At 71.4% G+C, this 19,980-nt stretch carries 17 protein-coding genes; 11 read left to right on the forward strand and 6 right to left on the reverse strand.

What is annotated here, in order from left to right; all coding sequences use genetic code 11:
* Positions 1 to 11: 11 nt before the first annotated feature.
* Positions 12 to 1,430: a cysteine desulfurase gene (locus tag AB0G47_RS22530; protein WP_360772683.1), complete on the reverse strand. Its 1,419-nt coding sequence runs from the start codon at positions 1,428 to 1,430 to the stop codon at positions 12 to 14.
* A complete protein-coding gene (locus AB0G47_RS22535) occupies positions 1,417 to 2,805 on the reverse strand; it encodes a family 2B encapsulin nanocompartment shell protein (RefSeq protein ID WP_360772685.1) in 1,389 nt (462 codons plus the stop codon). The genes AB0G47_RS22530 and AB0G47_RS22535 overlap by 14 nt, the downstream gene beginning before the upstream one ends.
* Before the next feature lie 474 nt (positions 2,806 to 3,279).
* Between AB0G47_RS22535 and AB0G47_RS22540 the strand changes: the two genes are divergently transcribed.
* Together AB0G47_RS22540 and AB0G47_RS22545 are read left to right on the forward strand one after the other, a co-directional pair.
* On the forward strand, positions 3,280 to 4,320 hold the full coding sequence (locus tag AB0G47_RS22540; protein WP_360773191.1) for a S1 family peptidase: 1,041 nt from the start codon (positions 3,280 to 3,282) through the stop codon (positions 4,318 to 4,320).
* Between the two features lie 179 nt (positions 4,321 to 4,499).
* Positions 4,500 to 5,357: a GNAT family N-acetyltransferase gene (locus tag AB0G47_RS22545; protein WP_360772687.1), complete on the forward strand. Its 858-nt coding sequence runs from the start codon at positions 4,500 to 4,502 to the stop codon at positions 5,355 to 5,357.
* Between the two features lie 46 nt (positions 5,358 to 5,403).
* On the opposite strand, the gene AB0G47_RS22550 is transcribed toward AB0G47_RS22545, so the two are convergent.
* Positions 5,404 to 7,533, reverse strand: coding sequence for a glycoside hydrolase family 3 N-terminal domain-containing protein (locus AB0G47_RS22550; RefSeq protein ID WP_360772689.1), 2,130 nt, complete (start codon positions 7,531 to 7,533; stop codon positions 5,404 to 5,406).
* 262 nt (positions 7,534 to 7,795) lie between these two features.
* Here AB0G47_RS22550 and AB0G47_RS22555 point away from each other — a divergent pair, with 262 nt between their 5' ends.
* The 3 genes from AB0G47_RS22555 to AB0G47_RS22565 all read left to right on the forward strand — a co-directional run bounded on the left by AB0G47_RS22555 (position 7,796) and on the right by AB0G47_RS22565 (position 12,915).
* Positions 7,796 to 9,706, forward strand: a complete 1,911-nt coding sequence (locus AB0G47_RS22555) for an ABC transporter ATP-binding protein (protein ID WP_360773194.1) — start codon at positions 7,796 to 7,798, stop codon at positions 9,704 to 9,706.
* 220 nt (positions 9,707 to 9,926) lie between these two features.
* On the forward strand, positions 9,927 to 10,646 hold the full coding sequence (locus tag AB0G47_RS22560; RefSeq protein ID WP_360772692.1) for a helix-turn-helix domain-containing protein: 720 nt from the start codon (positions 9,927 to 9,929) through the stop codon (positions 10,644 to 10,646).
* Positions 10,639 to 12,915, forward strand: coding sequence for an arylsulfatase (locus AB0G47_RS22565; RefSeq protein WP_360772695.1), 2,277 nt, complete (start codon positions 10,639 to 10,641; stop codon positions 12,913 to 12,915). Before AB0G47_RS22560 ends, AB0G47_RS22565 begins: the two co-directional genes overlap by 8 nt.
* A gap of 27 nt (positions 12,916 to 12,942) precedes the next feature.
* On the opposite strand, the gene AB0G47_RS22570 is transcribed toward AB0G47_RS22565, so the two are convergent.
* Positions 12,943 to 13,644, reverse strand: coding sequence for a heparin lyase I family protein (locus AB0G47_RS22570; protein ID WP_360772698.1), 702 nt, complete (start codon positions 13,642 to 13,644; stop codon positions 12,943 to 12,945).
* Positions 13,645 to 13,774: 130 nt separating this feature from the next.
* Entirely contained in the window at positions 13,775 to 14,890 is a 1,116-nt protein-coding gene (locus AB0G47_RS22575; protein ID WP_360772700.1) for a substrate-binding domain-containing protein, read from the reverse strand.
* A 162-nt stretch (positions 14,891 to 15,052) separates the two neighbouring features.
* On the opposite strand from AB0G47_RS22575, the gene panD reads away from it, so the two are divergent.
* The 5 genes from panD (at position 15,053) to AB0G47_RS22600 (ending at position 17,371) form a co-directional block, all read left to right on the forward strand.
* Positions 15,053 to 15,472, forward strand: coding sequence for an aspartate 1-decarboxylase (gene panD / locus AB0G47_RS22580; protein WP_135336439.1), 420 nt, complete (start codon positions 15,053 to 15,055; stop codon positions 15,470 to 15,472).
* A gap of 25 nt (positions 15,473 to 15,497) precedes the next feature.
* A complete protein-coding gene (locus AB0G47_RS22585) occupies positions 15,498 to 15,845 on the forward strand; it encodes a GNAT family N-acetyltransferase (RefSeq protein WP_360772703.1) in 348 nt (115 codons plus the stop codon).
* Positions 15,839 to 16,519, forward strand: coding sequence for an aspartate/glutamate racemase family protein (locus tag AB0G47_RS22590; protein ID WP_360772705.1), 681 nt, complete (start codon positions 15,839 to 15,841; stop codon positions 16,517 to 16,519). Before AB0G47_RS22585 ends, AB0G47_RS22590 begins: the two co-directional genes overlap by 7 nt.
* A gap of 88 nt (positions 16,520 to 16,607) precedes the next feature.
* Positions 16,608 to 17,054 (forward strand): nitroreductase family deazaflavin-dependent oxidoreductase, encoded by a 447-nt coding sequence (locus AB0G47_RS22595; RefSeq protein WP_360772708.1) that lies wholly within the window; start codon positions 16,608 to 16,610, stop codon positions 17,052 to 17,054.
* Positions 17,055 to 17,173: 119 nt separating this feature from the next.
* Positions 17,174 to 17,371 carry a hypothetical protein gene (locus AB0G47_RS22600; protein WP_360772711.1) on the forward strand — a complete coding sequence of 66 codons (198 nt, stop codon included), beginning with the start codon at positions 17,174 to 17,176 and terminating at the stop codon, positions 17,369 to 17,371.
* Between the two features lie 45 nt (positions 17,372 to 17,416).
* Here AB0G47_RS22600 and gndA read toward each other — a convergent pair whose 3' ends face one another.
* Entirely contained in the window at positions 17,417 to 18,859 is a 1,443-nt protein-coding gene (gndA, locus tag AB0G47_RS22605; protein WP_360772714.1) for an NADP-dependent phosphogluconate dehydrogenase, read from the reverse strand.
* A 123-nt stretch (positions 18,860 to 18,982) separates the two neighbouring features.
* Between gndA and AB0G47_RS22610 the strand changes: the two genes are divergently transcribed.
* Positions 18,983 to 19,954, forward strand: coding sequence for an acetylxylan esterase (locus AB0G47_RS22610; protein WP_360772717.1), 972 nt, complete (start codon positions 18,983 to 18,985; stop codon positions 19,952 to 19,954).
* Positions 19,955 to 19,980: the final 26 nt, after the last annotated feature.

Here is a 19,980-nt window from a genome sequence, read left to right on the forward strand (position 1 = left end):
TCGCTCACGGGTTAAGGCGTGGGAGGCTGCTGAGCCTGTGGCGCGTCCTGCAGTCGCCGCAGCGACGCCACCAGCTGATCCACCTCCTCGGACGTGTTGTAGAGGGCGAGCGACGCGCGGGCGGCGGACTCCACGCCGTAGTGGGCAAGCGCGGGCTGCGCGCAGTGGTGTCCCGCGCGGATGGCGATGCCGTCACGGTCGAGCCAGTCGGCGACGGACGCCGGGTCGTGCCCCGCGAGGGTGAACGTGAGGACCGCGATCCGGTCGGGCGCCGAACCCAGGACGTCCAGGCCGGGCACCGTCGACATGGCCTGCGTCGCGTACGCGAGGAGCGCGTCCTCGTACGCGGCGACGGCGTCCCGGTCGAAGGACGTGAACCAGTTCAGCGCGGCAAGGAGGCCGACCGCGCCCGAGATATGGCCGGTGCCGGCCTCGAGGCGGTGCGGGACGGGCGCGAACGTCGTCCGCCCGAACTCCACGGACTCGATCATGTTGCCGCCGCCCTGCCACGGGTTCATGGCCTGGAGGATCTCCGGTTTCGCGTACAGGGCGCCGATGCCGGTCGGGGCGAACAGCTTGTGCCCGGAGAAGGCGTAGAAGTCGGCGTCCAGATCCGTCACGTCCACCGGGAAGTGCGCGACGGCCTGCGCCCCGTCGACCAGGACCTTCGCGCCGTAGCGATGCGCGAGTGCGGTCATCTCCTTCACCGGAGGGACGGTGCCGAGGACGTTCGATGCGTGGCTGATGGCGACCAACTGCGTGCGGTACGAGAGGAGATCGGCGTACGCGTCCTGATCGATCTCCCCGTCGGGGGTGAGCGGGATCGGGACGACGCGGGCCCGGGTCTCCTTCGCGAGCAGCTGCCACGGCACGATGTCGGAGTGGTGTTCCAGGACCGGCACCAGAATGTCGTCCCCGGGGCCGAGGTTCGCCCGGCCCCAGCTCTGGGCGACCAGGTTGATGGCCTCGGTCGTCCCGCGTACGAAGACGATGTCGTCCGGCGAACCGGCCCCCAGGAACCCGGCGACCGCGGCCCGCGCCGCCTCGTACAGCTCGGTGGCCTCGCGCGCCATGGTGTGCGCGCCGCGGTGGATGTTGGAGTTGGCCGCCGAGTAGTAGGCGCCGAGCGCCTCGATGACCTGGCGCGGCTTCTGCGTCGTGGCGCCGTTGTCGAGCCAGACCAGGGGGTGCCCGTTCACCGTGCGGTGCAGGATCGGGAAGTCCTTGCGGGCCGACTCGGGGGAGTAGGCGGGTGGTTGGGGGCCGGGGAGCGCGGCGGTCGCCGGTTCGGCGAGCAGTTCCTGGGCCGACGGCACGGGCGGCGTCGCAGGCGTCGCAGGGACCCCCGGGGTGGGCGGCACCCCCGGAACCGTGCCGACCGAAGCCCCCGGCAGCCCCGGCAGCTGCCCCGTGAGGTCAGGAATAGTCATGGTAGTTCGACACCTCGACGTTCTGCAGGACGGCGATGGCGTCCTCCACCAGGACCGCCGTGTTGAAGTACGCCGTCATCAGGTACGACGTGATGCCCTTCTGGTCGACGCCCATGTTCCGCATGGACAGGCCCGGTTCGACCTCGTCCGCGACGCCCGCGGGACGCAGCCCGACCACGCCCTGCTCGGCCTCGCCCGTCCGCATCAGGAGGATCTCGGTGGTGCCGACGGAGACGCCGGAGCCGTTGGAGAACCGCACCTTGTCCGAGGGCAGCAGCGGCACGCCGCGCCAGGTGAGCAGCGGGCTGCCGAAGCGGTTGTCCGTCACCGGGGGCACACCGCGCCGCGTACATTCGCGGCCGAACGCGGCGATGGCCTTGGGGTGCGCGAGGAAGAAGCCGGGCTGCTTCCACACCTTGGTCAGGAGCTCGTCCAGGTCGTCGGGCGTGGGCGCGCCGGTGCGCGACTGGACGCGCTGGCCCGCGGAGACGTTGTTGAAGAGGCCGAACTCGGGGTGGTTCAGGAGCGAGGCCTCCTGGCGCTCGCGCAGCGCGGCGACGGTCAGGTTGGACTGCGCGCGGGTCTGGTCGATGGGCCCGTTGTAGAGGTCGGCGACCCGGGTGTGCACGCGGAGCACGGTCTGCGCGAGGGTCATGTGGTACTCGCGCGGCGCGTCCTCGTAGTCGACGAACGTGCCCGGCAGATCGGGCTCCCCGACGTGCCCCGCGCTGAGGTCCACCGGCACCTCGGCACCCGGCGTCATCATGTCGCCCTCCGCGTACGCCGCGCACGCGCCCCGCAGCGTCTCGTCGCGGTCGATGAGTGCCGCGAGCGCGCTGCGGTCCGCGCAGAGCGCGACACCGGGGGTGAGCGCCTTGACGCGGTAGGGCATCGCCTCGGTGCGGGTCCATGCGCCGAGGTCGAAGAACTGTCCGTCACCGATGACTTCGAGCAGCGCGTCCTCGCCGTACCGCCCCGTCACCCGCTTCTCGGCCCGGCCCCGCACGACGACCCAGAGCCGGTCGGCGGGGTCGCCCTCCTGGGCCAGGACCTGACCGGCCTCGAAGGTGACCTCGGTGAAGGCGCCGGCGAGCTCCGCGAGCAGCGCGTCGTCGGCCTCGCGGAGGTAGGGCACCTCGCGTAAGTCGCCCGGCACGACACGGTGCGAGTCGCCTTCCTCGTACGTGGTGATGCGGTCGTCGCCGAGCACGAAGGTACGGCGGCGGTTCACCCGGTAGGTGCCCGACTCGACGTCCACCCACGGCAGCGCGCGCAGCAGATAGCGCGGGGTGATGCCGCGCATCTGCGGGGTGGTCTTGGTGGTTGTCGCGAGTTGCCGTGCGGCATCCGGGCCGAGGGTCAGACGGTCGGTCACTGGAACCTCCTGGAAGACGGTGCGAAGACGGTGCTCTGGGCGTGTGGCGCCGATCGTCTTCTCGTCGTTCCCGGGCCGCAAGTACCGTTTTTTCAGGGCTGATTGAGAAAAGGCCTGAAATGGCTGACCTGCCGGGCACTAACCCCTGGCAGACCTTTCCATACGACCCCCGGGAATTCCTCGCACGGCAGATATCAGGCTCAAATCACCCCAATACCGGAAGTAGGCGCCCCTGCAAAAGGCGCTTATGGCTCGCCGCTCGGCCGTGGATTTCAAGCCGTTGCGGGTGGCCGGGTCTTGTGACCTTGTGCCGGTCTCGCCATACTCGGCGCCGTTGCCGGGCGGGGACGCAACCACGTCACTGCTTGACATGCTCATGTCTGTAACTCCCCGGAGCCGCCCCACCGGAACGGCTCCAACCCCCCATGGAGGTACTGAGTGAGAACCCCACAGTTGCGCACGCGCCGCCTCGTCATGGCCGGAGCGGGCGTCGCCGCCCTGGTCGCGGGAAGCCTGACCATGGCGAACACCAGCACCGCGGCACCCACCCCCACTGCCGACACCCTGTCGTCGGCCGCCGCGGGTGACCTCGCGACATCGCTGGCCGCCGATCTGAAGGGCGACGAGGCCGGCGCGTACTACGACGCCAAGGCGCGGAACCTGGTCATCAACGTCGTCGACGAGGCCGCGGCCGAGCAGGCGCGCGATGCGGGCGCCGTGGCCAAGGTGGTCAGCCACAGCAGGACCGCGCTCGAAGCGGCGAAGAAGGAGCTCAACGCCAGTTCCGTGCCCGGCACTTCGCGTGCCGTCGACCCGCTGACCAACAAGGTCGTCGTCACCGCCGACAGCACCGTCAAGGGCGCCGAACTGCGGAAGGTGAAGAAGGCCGTCGCCGCCCAGGACGGCAAGGCCGTGCTCAAGCGGACAGCGGGGAAGTTCTCGCCGCTGATCGCGGGCGGCGACCCGATCTACAGCTCGGGCGGCCGCTGTTCGCTCGGCTTCAACGTCGTCAAGGACGGCGCCCCGCACTTCCTCACCGCGGGCCACTGCACCGAACTCGCGGGCACCAGCTGGTCCGACAGCCAGGGCGGCGCCGAGATCGGCCAGGCCGTCGACTGGACGTTCCCCGGAGCCGACCATGCCCTGGTGAAGTACACGGCCGATGTGCCGCACCCGAGCGAGGTCAACCTCTACAACGGCTCCACGCAGCAGATCACCGGCGCGCGCGAGGCCGTCGTCGGTGAGCAGGTACAGCGCAGCGGCAGCACCACCCAACTGCACGACGGCTCGGTGCAGGGACTCGACGTCTCGGTCACCTATCCGCAGGGCACCGTGGACGGTCTCATCCAGACCGACGTCTGCGCAGAACCCGGCGACAGCGGCGGCTCGCTCTTCGCGGGCAGCGACGCGCTGGGCCTGACCTCCGGCGGCAGCGGCGACTGCTCGTCCGGCGGCCAGACGTTCTTCCAGCCGGTGACGGACGCCCTCGCGGTGTACGGAGCGCAGATCGGCTGACCTGAATCGCACCGGAGCACGGTTGGCCGGAGCACCGGATAGCCGGGCGAGGAGTCGGGAAGGATGGTCCCGGTGCGGTCGTGATCAACGACCGCGCCGGGGCGGTCCCTCTCCGATGCGAGGGGCGGCCCCCTTCCGGGGCAGGGGACGGTCCCTGCCGGTGCGAGAAGGGTGCAGCGATGACACATTCGGCCCCAGGACGGCTCGTCATCTCGCGGGCGACGCCCGACGACTGGCGGACGGTCGTCGAATGGGCGGCGGACGAGGGCTGGAACCCGGGTCTCAGAGACGCGCCGTCCTTCTTCGCGCAGGATCCCGAGGGATTCTTCATCGGCCGGGTGGACGGCGGGGCGGCCTCCGCGATCTCGGTCGTCAACTACGACGACCAGTACGCCTTCCTGGGCTTCTACCTGGTCCGCCCCGACCTGCGGGGCCGGGGCCACGGCCTCGCCACCTGGAACACGGCCCTCGCCCACGCGGGCAGACGGACCGTCGGCCTCGACGGCGTGGTCGCCCAGCAGGACAACTACCGCCGCTCGGGCTTCGAGTTCACCCACACCACCATGCGCTACCTGGGCCCCGCACCCACCGGAGCGCCAACTCCCGTGCACATCCGGCCCGTTGAGGCGGCCGGGCTGCGCGCCATCACCGCGTACGACGCCGCGAGCCATCCCGCCGACCGCCCGCGCTTCCTGGACTCCTGGCTCACCGCTCCCGGACACCGCGCCCTCGCCCGCATCGTCGACGGCCGCGTGACCGGGTACGGAGTGCTGCGCCCCGCCCGCGAGGCGCTGCGCATCGGGCCGCTGTTCGCCGACACGCGCGCCGATGCCGAGGCGCTCTTCGACGCGCTGACCGCCGAGGCGGACGGCGCTCCCGTGGCCATCGACGTGCCCGAGACACAGCCCGAAGCCGTCGCCCTGGCCGAGAGCCGCGGCCTGAAGCCCACATTCGAGACCGCCCGGATGTACACGGGCCCGATCCGGCCGCTCGCCCAGGAGCGGGTCTTCGGCGTCACGACGCTGGAGCTCGGCTGACGCTGCGGGCCGGACCCCACCCGGGCCCGGCCCGCACGCCATCGCCCTACGTGATCGTCAGCCGCTGCTTCGCCTTCGCCTCGGAGCTGTTGCCGACGTACAGGTCCACCGCCCCCGCCTCGACCCGGAATTCACCGGCCTCGGCGTTCGTCCAGAACCCGAGGTCATCGGCGCCGAGCCGGAAGCGGACCGTCGTCGACTTGCCCGCTCCGAGCGTCACCCGGCGGAACCCGCGCAGTCTGCGCACCGGCTGGGCGATGCTCGCGGCGATGTCGTGGACGTACAGCTGGACGACCTCGTCGCCCGCCCGGTCACCGGTGTTGGCGACCGTGACCGAGACCTCCACGGTGTCGCCCTTGCGCAGGGCGCCCGCCGGCACGCGGTCGCGGCTCAGCTTCGGGGCGCCGATCTCGAAGGTCGTGTAGCTGAGCCCGTGGCCGAAGGCGAACTGCGGGTCCGGGGGCAGGTCCAGGTACTTGGACGTGTACTTGTTGTCCGCGGCGTACGGACGGCCCGTCGACTCCCGGTTGTAGTGGACGGGGATCTGGCCGACCGTACGCGGGAACGAAACGGGCAGCTTGCCGCCGGGAGCGACCTCGCCGAACAGCACGTCGGCGATGGCGTTCCCGGCCTCGAGCCCCGGGTGCCAGGCCTCGAGAACGGCGGGCGCCCTGTCCAGCCAGTCGCCGATCGTCAGCGGCCGCCCGTTGACCAGAACCACCACGAACGGCTTGCCCGTCCCCGCGATCGCCTCGATCAGCTTCTCCTGCGCGCCGGGCAGCCCGATGTCGCTGCGCGCCGCCGCCTCGCCGCTCATCGCCGGGGGCTCACCGACCACCACGACGGTGACATCGGCGCCCCTGGCCGCGGCGACCGCCGCCGGGATGCCACCGGTGTCCTTGCCCTCCGGGTCGACCCCCTTCGCGTACGTCACCTTTGCGTCCGGAGCCGCGCGCTTGACCGCGTCGAGCACCTTCCCGGCGGGGAACTTCTTCGTGGCGCCGGGGAACGTCCAAGTCCCAAGGAGATCCCCGGAGTTGCCGAACGGTCCGACGACCGCGATCGACCCGGTGGACCTCTTGAGCGGGAGCGCCCGGCCGGCGTTCTTCAGGAGCACCATGGAGCGGGCCGCCGTCTCGCGGGCCGCCTTGCGCGCCGCCGCGGACGGCTTGTCGATGGCGGCGCCCTCGTCGACGTACGGATGCTCGAATAGACCCAACGCGAACTTCAGGCTCAGGATCCGCGCGACCGCCTCGTCGAGCCGCCGCTCGCTGATCTTTCCACCGCTCAGCAGCTTCTTGCCGTGCTTGGCCAGGTCCGTGCTCGCCATCTCCATGTCGACGCCGGCGTCGAGCGCGAGACGGGCCGCGTCGGCGCCGTCCTCGGCGAAGCCGTGCGCGATCAGTTCGTCGACGCCGTTCCAGTCGCTGACGACGAACCCTTCGAAGCCCCACTCCTTGTGCAGTACGTCGATGAGGGTGTGGGAGTTGGCGTGCCCCGGGACCCCGCTGACCGTGTTGAAGGAGGCCATCACCGTGGCCACACCCGCGTCCGACGCGGCCTTGAACGGCGGCAGATACAGATTGCGCAGCCGGGACTCGGACACGTCGACGGTGTTGTAGTCACGGCCGCCCTCGGCCCCGCCGTACGCGACGAAGTGCTTGGCGCACGCGGCGATCCGGTCCTTGGCGTCGAGGCGCGAACCCTTCTCGCCCTGATAGCCCTCGACCTTGGCGACGGCGAACGCCGTCGTCAGATACGGGTCCTCGCCGCAGCCCTCGGCGACGCGGCCCCAGCGCGGCTCGTGCGTGACGTCCATCATCGGCGAGAACGTCCAGTGCACGCCGTTCGAGCGGGACTCCTTCGCGGAGATCTCGGCGTCCCTCCGTGTGACCTCCGGGTCGAAGCTCGCCGCCTGGGCGAGAGGGATCGGGAACGTGGTCCACAGACCATGGATGACATCGAGCCCGAAGAGCAGGGGGATGCCGAGCCGGGACTCCTCGACGGCGATGCGTTGCAGGGCGTTGCTGTTCTCGGCGCCGAAGATGTTCAGCACGGAACCGAGGCGTCCCGCGCGCGCCGCGTCCTCGACGTCCTTGGTCTCACTGCCCCCCGGGCCCGTGCTGACGGCCCACGGCAGTTGCTGCAGCTGACCCAGCTTCTCTTCGACAGTCATACGGTCGAGCAAATTCTTGACCTTCGGATCGGGTTGGCTCGGGCGCTGTGGCGCGGCCTGGGCGCTTCCCGTACCAGCGGCGGTGAAGCCGCTTCCTGCAACGGCCGTGCCGCCGATCGCGGACAGCAGAGAACGCCTTCGTAGCTCTCGCATGTATTCGCTTTCTCGAATCAGGAAGTCGGTAACGGTACCTCTTTCTGATGTCTGTCCAGCTGAAGCTTGACCTCAAGAAAGCTTGAGGTCTTACGTTCCTCGCATGAGCATGGAAACGACAGCCTGGACCCAGCTGCACAGCGTCATGAACGCCGAGCAGGACCGCCGCCCCTTCGCCCGCGCCACGCTGCGCCGCATCGGCGCGTTCGCCCGCCCGCACCGGCGCCGCATCGCCCACTTCGTACTCCTGAGCGTCGTGACCGCGCTCCTCGCCGTGGCGACGCCCGTTCTCGCGGGCAATGTGGTGAACGCGATCGTCTCTGACGGGGAGTCATCTCTTGTCGTCCGGTACGCCCTGCTCATCGCCGCGATCGCCGTCGCCGAGGCGGGACTCGGCCTGCTCAGCCGCTGGCTGTCGGCGAACTTGGGGGAGGGGCTCATCCTCGACCTGCGGACCGCCGTCTTCGACCACGTACAGCGCATGCCCGTCGCCTTCTTCACCCGCACCCGCACCGGCGCGCTCGTCAGCCGCCTCAACAACGACGTGATCGGCGCGCAGCGCGCCTTCAGCAACACCCTTTCCGGCGTGGTCGGCAACATCGTGACCCTGCTTCTCACCCTCGCCGTGATGCTGACGCTCTCCTGGCAGATCACGCTCCTCGCGCTCGTGCTGCTTCCGGTGTTCGTCGTCCCCGCGCGCCGCATGGGCTCCCGAATGGCCAAGCTGCAGCGGGAGGCCGCGCACCACAACGCGGCGATGGGCACCCGCATGACCGAGCGGTTCTCCGCTCCGGGCGCCACGCTGATCAAGCTCTTCGGGCGGCCCGGCGCCGAGTCGGCGGAGTTCGCCGCGCGGGCCCACCGGGTGCGGGACATCGGCGTCCGCACGGCCATGGCGCAGTCCGCGTTCATCACCGCGCTCACCCTCGTCTCGGCCCTCGCGCTCGCTCTCGTCTACGGCCTGGGCGGCTACTTCGCCCTGGAGGGCACGCTGGACGCGGGCGCGGTGGTCTCCCTCGCGCTGCTGCTCACCCGGCTCTACGCGCCGCTGACCTCCCTCGCGGGGGCGCGGGTCGAGGTCATGAGCGCGCTCGTCAGCTTCGAGCGGGTCTTCGAGGTGCTCGACCTGAAACCGCTGATCGACGAGAAGCCGGACGCCCGCGAGGTCCCCTCGGGGCCGGTGGCAGTGGAGTTCGACGACGTCCGCTTCGGCTACCCGTCCGCCGACAAGGTCTCCCTCGCCTCCCTCGAAGAGGTCGCGTCCCTCGACACCCGCGGCGGCGACGAGGTCCTGCACGGGCTGTCCTTCCGCGCCGAGCCCGGCCAGACCGTCGCGCTCGTGGGCTCCTCCGGGGCGGGCAAGTCGACGATCGCGCAACTGCTGCCCCGGCTGTACGACGCCGACGCGGGGACCGTCCGGATCGGCGGGGTCGACGTCCGCGACCTCACGGCGGTGTCCATGCGCCAGACCCTCGGCATGGTCACCCAGGACGGCCACCTCTTCCACGAGTCGGTCCGCGCCAACCTGCTGCTCGCCCGCCCCGAGGCCACCGAGGACGACCTCTGGGACGTCCTGCGCCGGGCCCGCCTCGAAGACCTCGTGCGCTCCCTGCCGGACGGCCTCGACACGGTGGTCGGCGAGCGCGGCTACCGCCTCTCGGGCGGTGAACGCCAGCGGATGACGATCGCCAGGCTGCTGCTCGCCCAGCAGCGGGTGGTCATCCTCGACGAGGCGACGGCCCACCTGGACAACACCTCGGAGGCCGCGGTGCAGGAGGCCCTCGCCGAGGCGCTGGAGGGCCGCACCGCGATCGTCATCGCGCACCGCCTCTCGACGGTGCGTTCCGCCGACCAGATCCTCGTCGTCGAGGCCGGGCGGATCGTGGAGCGCGGGACGCACGAGGAACTGCTCGCGGTCGACGGCCGCTACGCGGAGCTGTACCGGACGCAGTTCGCGGCCAAGGGCGAGGATGCCGGGGCGGGAGTGGTGACGGGCGAGGACGTGGAAGTGGCGGCGTAGGGCCAGGCGCCACGGCTCATGCGGTGTACCGGCGTCTCTGGGCGCCGGTACGCCTCGTCTCAGGCCGCCGCGGGGCAGGTTCCGGCGGCGCTGGGACGCGGCCGACCGCTGCGTTGCACCGCCGCTTGTCTATGACTGACCGTCAAGTCCGTTGCAATTACTGCGAGTTCATCTCTTAACGCACTTGCGTTGAAGGGGCAAGGTCCGCACACTTGCCGACGTGGCCGATCCCCACCAGAGCTCCGCAGCCACCCGGGTCCGGCTCATCGAGACCGCCGAGCGGCTCTTCGTCGAACGCGGCATCCACGCCGTGTCGCTGCGCGAGATCGCCGCGGCGGCCGAACAGCGCAACACCTCCGCCGTCGCCTACCACTTCGGCGACAAGCGGGGCCTGGTGACGGCTGTCTACGCACACCGGCTCGGCCCGACCAACGAGGGCCGGCTCCACCGCCTCGCCGCGCTCGACGAGGAAGGGCGCGGCAAGGAACTGCGCGGACTCGTCGAGGTGTTCGTCCGCCCCATGGCCGACCGGATCACCCGCGCCGCGGCCGACCCGGACGCACCGCCCAGCTACTTCCTCCGCTTCGTCGCGCAGGCCCTGTACGTCGAGGACATCGCCCCCTACGACCTGGCCGCCGAGACCTGGACCCGCGCGCTCGACCGCCTGTACGCCCGCATCGACGCCTGCCTCACCGAGCTCCCCGAACCGGTCCGCGCCGACCGCCGGCGCATCTTCGTCGGGCTCACCCTGCACACCCTCGCCGACCACGAACGCGCCCTGCAGCACGGCGCGGCCGAGCCGGGACGCCGTACGGACCTGCTCGTCGCGAACCTCGTCGACGCGGCGGTGGCCGTCCTCACCGCGCCCGTCGCACCCGCGACGCGCGCCCTCATCGAGCCGGACGTCCCACGCGAACCGGAGGCCCCCACCGATGACTGACCACGGCCACCGCTACCCGGTCGACCCACGCCCCGCCCCCGACGCCCCGGACGTCGTCGTCATCGTCCTCGACGACCTCGGCTTCGCCCAACTCGGCTGCTACGGCTCCGACATGGCGACGCCGCACCTGGACCGACTGGCCGCCGACGGACTGCGCTTCAACCGCTTCCACGTCACCGCGATGTGCTCACCGACCCGCGCAAGCCTGCTGACCGGCCGCAATCACCACGCCGTCGGCATGGGCTTCCTCGTCGACCTGCCGATCGCCCACCCCGGCTACACCGCACGCCTCCCGAAGTCCGCGGCACCGCTCCCCCGTGTCCTGCGCGACGCCGGCTACTCCACCCTCTCCGTCGGCAAATGGCACCTCACCCCGCGCTGGGAGCGCACCGCGTCCGGCCCCTTCGACCGCTGGCCGCTCGGCTACGGCTTCGAGCGCTTCTACGGCTTCCTGCAGGGCGACACCAACCACTACGCCCCGCGGCTCGTCCGTGACAACCACTACACCGAGCCGCCGGCGGGCCCCGACGACGGCTACCACCTCACCGAAGACCTGGCCGACTCGGCGATCCGCATGATCCTCGACCAGAAGCAGGCCACCCCCGACAAGCCCTACTTCCTCTACTTCCCGCTCGGCGCGACACACGCCCCGCACCACGTGCCCAGCGTCTGGAGCGACCCCTACCGAGGCCGCTTCGACCAGGGCTGGGAGCGCTGGCGCGAGGAGACCTTCGCCCGGCAGACCGCCCTGGGCGTGGTGCCGGGGAACACCGAACTCTCGCCCCGGCCGCCCTGGATCCAGGACTGGAGCGAACTGGACGGGGACGAACGGCGGATCTTCGCGCGCATGCAGGAGGTGTACGCCGGGTTCCTCACCCACACCGACGCCCAGATCGGGCGGCTGCTCGACTTCCTGCGCCGCACCGGCCGCCTCGACAACACCCTCGTCCTGGTCCTCTCCGACAACGGGGCGAGCGCGGAGGGCGGCAGCCTAGGCACCCTCAACGAGCACCGCTTCACCGCGCGTTCGGGCGACAGCTCCGCCCGCAACCTCGCCGCACTCGACGACTGGGGCGGCCCCGCGACCTATCCGCACTACGCGTGGGGCTGGGCCTGGGCCGGCAACACCCCGCTGCGGCTGTGGAAGCGCTACACGTGGCTCGGCGGCACCCGCGCCCCGCTCATCGCCCACTGGCCCCGCCGCGTCCCCGACCCTGGCGCGATCCGCCCCGCGTTCACGCACGCCGTCGACCTCATGCCGACGATCCTCGACGCATGCGGGGTCGAGGCGCCGACGGAGGTCGACGGTGTGCCCCAGCAGCCGGTGGACGGCCGCAGCCTGCTGGGTGTCCTCGGCGACCCGGACCACGTCCAACTACCCACCCCCACCCAGTACTTCGAGATGCTCGGCTCCCGTTCCATCGTGCACGGGGCGTGGAAGGCCACCACGGACCACGTCTCGCGCGGCGTCGAGGACGAGGAGCGGCTCCTGCCGGGCAGTCGCGACTTCGCGGCCGACCGCTGGTCGCTGTTCCGCCTCACGGACGACTTCGCGGAGGCGCACGACGTGGCGGACCAACACCCCGATGTCGTACGGAAGTTGGTGACTCTCTGGAACGCGGAGGCCGAGCGCAACCAGGTCCTTCCCCTCGACGACCGCATGCAGGAACGCCTCACCGCGATGATTCCGCCCGCCTGGCCGCCACCCGCCCGTGCCTCCTACGCTCCGGGCGGCACACCGGTGCACGACGAGGCGCTGCCCCTCCTCTTCGGCGGTTTCGAGCTGACCGCCGACGCCGAGGTGCCGGACGGCACGGTGGCCGCGGGGGTGCTGTGCGCGCTCGGCGACCTCAACGGCGGGTTCGTTCTGTACGCCGACGGGGGCCGCCTCGCTTTCGCCTGCTCCCGCGCCGGTGACCTGGACCGGGTGGTGGCGAGCGAACCGCTCGGCGCGGGCAGGCACCGGCTGGGTGTGCGGTACGACGTGGGCCAAGAGGGCAAGGGGGAAGGGGAGTTCACCCTCCACGTGGACGGCGAGGACATCGCGACCGCGCCCCTCGGCGGTCCGTTCCCCTACACCTTCCAGCACGGGGGCGCGGGTCTCTCCGTCGGCCACGACCGAGGGCTCTCGGTCGACCCGGAGCGCTACCGGCCCCCGTTCGCGTGGCGCGGCCCCCTGCACGAGGTGGTCGTCGACACCACACGGGGGAGGGGGCGGGCCAAGCGGTCGGCCGATGACGAACTGCGGGCGGCGCTGCACAGTGACTGACGGGCAGCCTGGCCGGCTGCCGGTCGGTCAGTCGACATCCCCGCGCGTCGAACCCATCTTCAGACCGTCGACCCAGTGCACGGACTCCACGTCGGTGATGGTGGAGCCGTAGGTGCCCCAGCGCGGGACATTGCCCTTGAGGTCCCAGGTCCTGGCGCCCTGCCGGTCGGCAACCTGCTTGCCGTTGACGTACAGGGAGAAGGAACCGGCGGTCGACGTCTGGGCGTTGATGCCGAGCTCGATCTTGTTCCAGGTGCCCGGCGTCCAGGGGACGCTGCCGACCAGGATCCACTCCTCGCCCGGTGCCACGTACCAGATCTTCAACTGGCTGTTCTCGACCTTCATGATGACCGGGTAGTTCTGGTCGTGCTCCGAGCCGGTGCCCCACGACTTCCACTGGAAGACCGTCTGGGCGTTGCCGGTCTTGGTCATCGACTCCCAGCCGAACCAGTAGGTTCTGCCGGCCGAGAGGGTGCGTCCTGCGATGCCGTGCCCCTCGCACCGTTGGGATCCGGGCCGCTTGGTGAAGCCGAAGATCTTGCCGCGGCCGTCGTTCCAGTTCGGCTGGTAGACGTACGACGGCGCGTCGCAGAGGACCGAGGCGAAGACGGCCGTGCCGCCGTTGTCCGCGTCGCCGTTCCATTCGACGGCTGCCTGAGCGGGGGCGGCCAGGACGAGGGAGGCCGCCGTGGCGGCGATCGCCACGGGGACGAGGAATCGCATGCGCATGGACTTCTCCTGGGGGAGGGGGGAATGGCCTCATGGTGCTTGCGGGGCCCTGTTGCTCGGCAAGGTTGGGATTCCGGTTGACCGAGGTCAACGCTCGTCGAGCATTCGGTCAACAAGCGGGCACGAGGCGTCAGTTGTCCGCATCCGCGGGGGCTCCGCACGACGCGCGCACCCGCAGCCGAGGCAGCAGCTCGATGTGCGCGCTCCGGACGCCGGGTTCGGTCAACTGCCGCAGGAGCAGCCGCACGGCGGTGTCGCCCATCGCGTGCTTCGCCGGGGCGATCGAGGTCAGGGGCACATCGGCCAGTGCGGCGAGCTCGTCGTCGTACGCGACGATCGCGAAGTCCTCGGGCACCCGGAGGCCGCGGGCCGTCAGGCGCTGGAGCAGATTGATCGCGTCGGCGTCGGTGTGCACGATCGCGGCCCGCACCCCGTCGGACGCCGCGAGCTCAAGGAGCCGGTCGGTGTCCCGCTCGAAGGTGTCGAATCCGCCCGGCCCTGCGGCGTCGAGCGGGGACAGGTCGTCCTGGGCGAAGCCGAACGAGCTGATCGCGGCGCGGTAGCCGCGGCGCAGATGCGGCGAGGTGTGTGTGGTCCGGGAGAGCAGCGCGATACGCCGGTGGCCGAGCGCGGCGAGATGGCGCACCGCCGACGCGGCACCCTCGGCGTGCGCGGAGCCGACCCGGCCGATGTCAGCGCCCCGCGAGCCCGTCGGTATCCGCCGCTCCACGAGCACCGCGGGGACGGGGAGGCCGATGAGCTCCCGCACCGCGTCCTGATCCGGACCTTCGATGCCCCAACTGGGCGTCAGGAGCAGGCCGGTGGCGCCGGCCTCGACAAGGGTCTCGATCCGCCGGGTGTCCTCCTCGCCGCGGTAGCCGGTGGTCCCGACGAGCAGCCGGGCGCCCAGGGCGGCGGCCGCGGCACGGGCGCCGCGGATGACCGAGGGGTAGAAGTAGCCGGTCGCCGGCACCACCATGCCAAGCACGAGACCGCTCTGCGCGGCGGCAACCGCCGGTGGCGTCCGGGCAAGCCGGGCTTCGTGCGGACTCAGCCGGGCGGTCGGCCAGTGCACCGAGCCGTGCAGCCGCCGCAGCCGCCCCGCCTCGGCCAGCGTGGCGACGTCACGCCGGGCGGTCTCCACCGACACCCCGAGCCGCTCGGCGAGCTCGACGACGCGCACGCTTCCGCGCTCCCGCACGAGGCCGAGCACCCGCTTGTGCCTGGCGTCCACGCTCTCCCGCATCGGCTTCCTCCCGCCGTGGTGACGGAATTATGGCCGAGGAGTGCCTTCCGCGCCGGTGGTGCGGTGCGGCCCTGGTGGGAACCCGCGACGCGATATAAAATGCGCATTCAGCCCTTGACCTGCAAAAACGCGGGCAGGGAGCCTAGATTCCGGAGTGTTCTGATGCTTCGCACCATGTTCAAGTCCAAGATCCACCGCGCCACGGTGACCCAGGCCGACCTGCACTACGTGGGATCCGTCACCATCGACGCCGACCTCCTCGACGCCGCCGACCTGCTGCCCGGCGAGCTCGTGCACATCGTCGACATCACCAACGGCGCCCGCCTGGAGACGTACACCATCGAGGGCGAGCGCGGCAGCGGCGTCATCGGGATCAACGGCGCGGCGGCGCACCTCGTGCACCCCGGCGATAGGGTGATCATCATCAGCTACGCCCAGGTCGACGACGCCGAAGCACGCACGCTGCGGCCCAAGGTCGTGCATGTGGACGGCGCGGACAACCGTGTCGTGGCCCTCGGTGACGACGCGGCCGCTCCGGTTCCCGGCGCCGACGACATGGAGCGCAGTCCGCAGGCGGTGTGAGACCTCCAGATCTCCAGGAGAGCCGATGGGCAGTGCGATCGAGATCCGTGACGACCGGGCGCGCGGCGTCCTGGAGGCTCACGCGGGCGGCGAAGTCGTCGGCCAGATCGTGTACTTCACGCTGGAGGAGCCCGAGCGCGCCCTGGTGCCCGTGCACACCGAGGTCGAGGCCGCGCACGAGGGCGAGGGCATCGCGGGATCGCTGGCCAGGGAGCTGTATGTGATGGCCGCCAGTGAGGGCATCGCCGTCGCACCCCTGTGTCCGTACGTCGTGAAGTGGGCCGAGCGGCACCCGGGCGAGGCGCCGGTCCCCTCCGGCGAGCTCGTCAAGGCCGCCCTGGACAAGGTGCGGTCGGACCCGGCCGCATGGTGAGCGCCGCGAACGACACGACTGGCGCGAGCCTCGCCCTGCTGCACACCTCTCCCGTGCACGTGCCCGTCTTCGAGGCGCTGCGGGACGAGGACCACCCGGGGCTCGGCCTGCGGCATCTCGTCCACGAGGACCTGCTCGCGCGGGCCCGCGTGGAAGGGCCGAAGGCGGTGGCCGGGGACGTCAGGGAACTCCTTGGGCAGGCCGTCGCCGACGGGGCGGACGCCGTGCTCTGCACCTGCTCGACCCTCGGCGGCGTCGCCGAAGCGGCCGCCGCCGCGCTCGGCGTGCCGGTCCTGCGGGTCGACCGGCCCATGGCGGCCGCTGCCGTGGCCGCGGGGCGGTCCGTCGCGGTCGTCGCCACGGTGGAGAGCACCCTGGAGCCGACCCTCGCCCTGGTCGAGGAGGAGGCGGCACGGGCCGGGCGCCCCGTCGAGGTCACCACCGTTCTGGTGGCGGGCGCCTGGGACCGGTTCGCCGCCGGGGACCGCGACGGATGTCTGGAGCTCGTCGCTGCCGCCGTCGACGCCTTGGACGGTGTCGACGCCGTCGTGCTCGCCCAGGCGTCCATCGCGGACGTGGCAGACAGGGCCGCCCTCGCCGTCCCGGTTCTGGCCAGCCCGCGTACGGGCCTGAGTGCGGCCGTTCTCCGGTGCCGGACGGGTGCCGCGTCGTAGGGTGAACGCGGGGGGTGAGCGATCACTCACCTCCCGCGTACCCGACCGTGTACCCCGACCGCGTACCCGGCGTCGACAGGGAGTGGATATGGCTCAGCGGGGCGAAGAAGCCGTGATCAGTCCGACGGGCTGGGTGGCCAAGCAGGCCAAGGTCTACGAGGAGTCCGGCGGCACCAAGGGCACCGAGGTCATGGACGCGCCCTGTCTGCTGCTCGACTACCGCGGCAGGCGCACCGGACAGTGGCGCCGCACCGTGCTCATCTACGGCCGTGACGGCGACGACTACCTGATCGTGGCGTCCAACGGCGGCGCCGCCGAGCACCCCCTGTGGTACCGCAACCTGGTGGACGAGCCCGACGTACGGCTCCGCGTGGGCACCGAGGAGCGGTTCACCGCCCGCGCCACGACCCTCTCGGCCGCGGACAAGGCAAGGGTCTGGCCGGGCCTCGTCGAGCTGTTCGCCCCCTATGCGGAGTACCAGCGCAAGACCGATCGGGACATCCCCGTCGTACGGCTCAGCCGCACCGAAGGCTGACATCGGGCGGCGCGGGGACGCGTGGACTCGGCGGGCGTGGGCACGCGAGGCGGGAGACAGTGGACGCGTCCGACCTCCGGACCCAGCAGACCGACCTCCGAACCCCGCTGGAGGACCCCATGACCCATCCCCACCCCGACCCCGCGCCGCCCCCGCCGTTCCCGGACCCGAACGGGCCGATCCCGGTCCCTGACCCCAATCGGCCCATCCCCGTCCCGGACCCGGTGCCGCACCCCGAGCCCGCGCCCGTGCCGCAGCCGCCCCCGTCCCCGGTCCCGCAGCCGCCGGGACCGGACACGGAGCCGAAGCCGATGTGAGGCCTGGGGCCAGGCGCTGGGACCGCACCTCCGAGCGGCCAGGCGCTAGGACTGCACCTCCGAGCGGTCACCGCCCCACAGCGTGTGGAACGACCCCTCACGGTCCGTACGCCGATAGGTGTGGGCCCCGAAGAAGTCCCGCTGCCCCTGCGTCAGCGCGGCCGGAAGCCGGTCCGCGCGCAGCGCGTCGTAGTAGGCGAGGGCCGCCGAGAAGCCCGGCGTGGGGACGCCCTGCCGGGTGGCGGCGACGACGACCGCGCGCCAGTCGTCCTGGGCCGCGCCGATCTCCTGCGCGAACGTCGCGTCCGAGAGCAGGCTCGGCAGGTCGGCGCGTGCGTCGTAGGCGGCGCGGATGCGGTCGAGGAAGGCGGCCCGGATGATGCAGCCGCCGCGCCAGATGGCGGCGACCGCGCCCAGGTCGATGTCCCAGCCGTACTCCGCGCTGCCCGCCGCGATCTCGTGGAAGCCCTGCGTGTACGACACGATCTTCGAGGCGTACAGCGCCTGCTCGACCTGGTCGGCGAACGCCCGCGCCTCCGCCTCGCCCAGCGGCTTCGCCGTGGGACCCGGCAACTCCCGTGACACCGCCCGCAGTTCGGTGTGCCCCGAGAGCGAGCGGGCGAACACCGCCTCGGCGATGCCCGACACCGGCACGCCCAGATCCAGGGCGATCTGCACGGTCCAGCGGCCCGTGCCCTTCTGCTCGGCCTGGTCCTGCACCACGTCCACGAACGGTTTGCCCGTCTCGGCGTCGACGTGGCTGAGGACCTCCGCCGTGATCTCGATCAGATACGAGTCGAGGCGGCCGGTGTTCCAGGTGCGGAAGATGTCCGCGATCCGGGCGGGGGAGTAGCCCCCCACATCGCGCAGCAGCTGGTACGCCTCGGCGATCAGCTGCATGTCCGCGTACTCGATGCCGTTGTGCACCATCTTCACGAAGTGCCCCGCGCCGTCCGGGCCGACGTGCGTGACACAGGGGGCGCCGTCCTCGGCCTTCGCCGAGATCTTCTCCAGCATCGGGCCGAGTGCCGCGTACGACTCCTCGGAGCCGCCCGGCATGATGCTCGGGCCGAGCAGCGCGCCCTCCTCGCCGCCGGAGACACCCGTGCCGACGAAGTGGAGGCCCTGCTCCCGCAGTTCGCGCTCACGGCGCCGGGTGTCCGCGAAGTGCGCGTTGCCGCCGTCGACGATCATGTCGCCCGGTTCGAGGAGCGGCGCGAACTCCCGGATCACCGCGTCCGTGGGCTCGCCCGCCTTCACCATGACGACCAGGCGGCGCGGGCGTTCGAGCGCGGCGACGAACTCCTTGGCGGTCTCCGTGGGGATGAAGTCGCCCTCGTCGCCGAACTCCTCGACCAGGGCTCGGGTCCTGGCCGCCGTGCGGTTGTGGAGGGCGACCGTATAGCCGTTGCGTGCGAAGTTCCGGGCGAGGTTGCGTCCCATGACCGCGAGGCCCGTGACACCGATCTGGGCTGACGTACTGCTCATGCCGTGGCTCCTGGAAGGGCTGCTGGAAGTGCTTCTGGAAGTGGAAGTGCCGGTGGTGTTCGCCAGTATTGCCCCGCGGCGTAGCGTGACATTCCGACACTGTGTCCGACGAAGGAGCCGCCCGTGCCCCATTTCGACATGCCGCTGGACGAACTCCGCCGCTACCGGCCCGATCTGACGGAGCCGGACGACTTCGACGCGTTCTGGGAGAAGACCCTTTCGGCCGCACGCGAGCATGACCTGGACGCGCGCTTCGTCCCGGTGGACGTCCCGCTGAGCACGGTCGACGTCTTCGACGTGACGTACGCCGGTTTCGGCGGCCACCCCGTCAAGGGCTGGCTGATTCTGCCCGCCGGGACGAGCGAGCCGCTGCCCGCCGTCGTCCAGTACATCGGGTACGGAGGCGGACGCGGCCTGGCCCACGAGCGTCTGCTCTGGTCGGCGGCGGGCTTCGCGCACTTCGTGATGGACACCCGGGGCCAGGGCAGCGGCGGTTCGGTGGGCGACACCCCGGATCCGGTCGGCAGCGGACCGGCGTATCCGGGCTATATGACGCGCGGCATCGAGGACCCGCACGAGTACTACTACCGGCGTGTCTTCACCGACGGCGTACGGGCCGTCGAGGCGGCCCGTACACATCCGCTGGTGGACGCGTCCCGGGTGGCCGCGATCGGCGGCAGCCAGGGCGGCGGCATCACGCTCGCCGTCGGCGGGCTCGTCCCGGACCTGGCGGCGATCGCGTCGGACGTGCCGTTCCTGTGCGACTTCCCACGCGCCACGACCCTCACCGACCGCCCGCCGTATAGAGAGATCGCTCTCTATATGCAGGCAAGGCGCGGCTCCGAAGAGCGCGTCTTTCAGACACTCTCCTACTTCGACGGCGTGCACTTCGCGGCGCGGGGCCGGGCGCCCGCGCTCTTCTCGGCGGCCCTGGAAGACCTCACGTGCCCGCCGTCCACGGTGTTCGCCGCCCACAACGCGTATGCGGGGGCCGAGCGGTCGATGGAGGTGTACGCCTTCAACGACCACGAGGGCGGCGGCCCCTACCAGGAAGGTGTGCAACTTCGTTGGCTCGCCGAGCACTTGACGGCGTGACCGACCGGAGTCCCCTCGGCCTCGCA

Source organism: Streptomyces sp. NPDC021622 (assembly GCF_040640795.1).
In the GTDB taxonomy this organism is placed as follows: domain Bacteria; phylum Actinomycetota; class Actinomycetes; order Streptomycetales; family Streptomycetaceae; genus Streptomyces.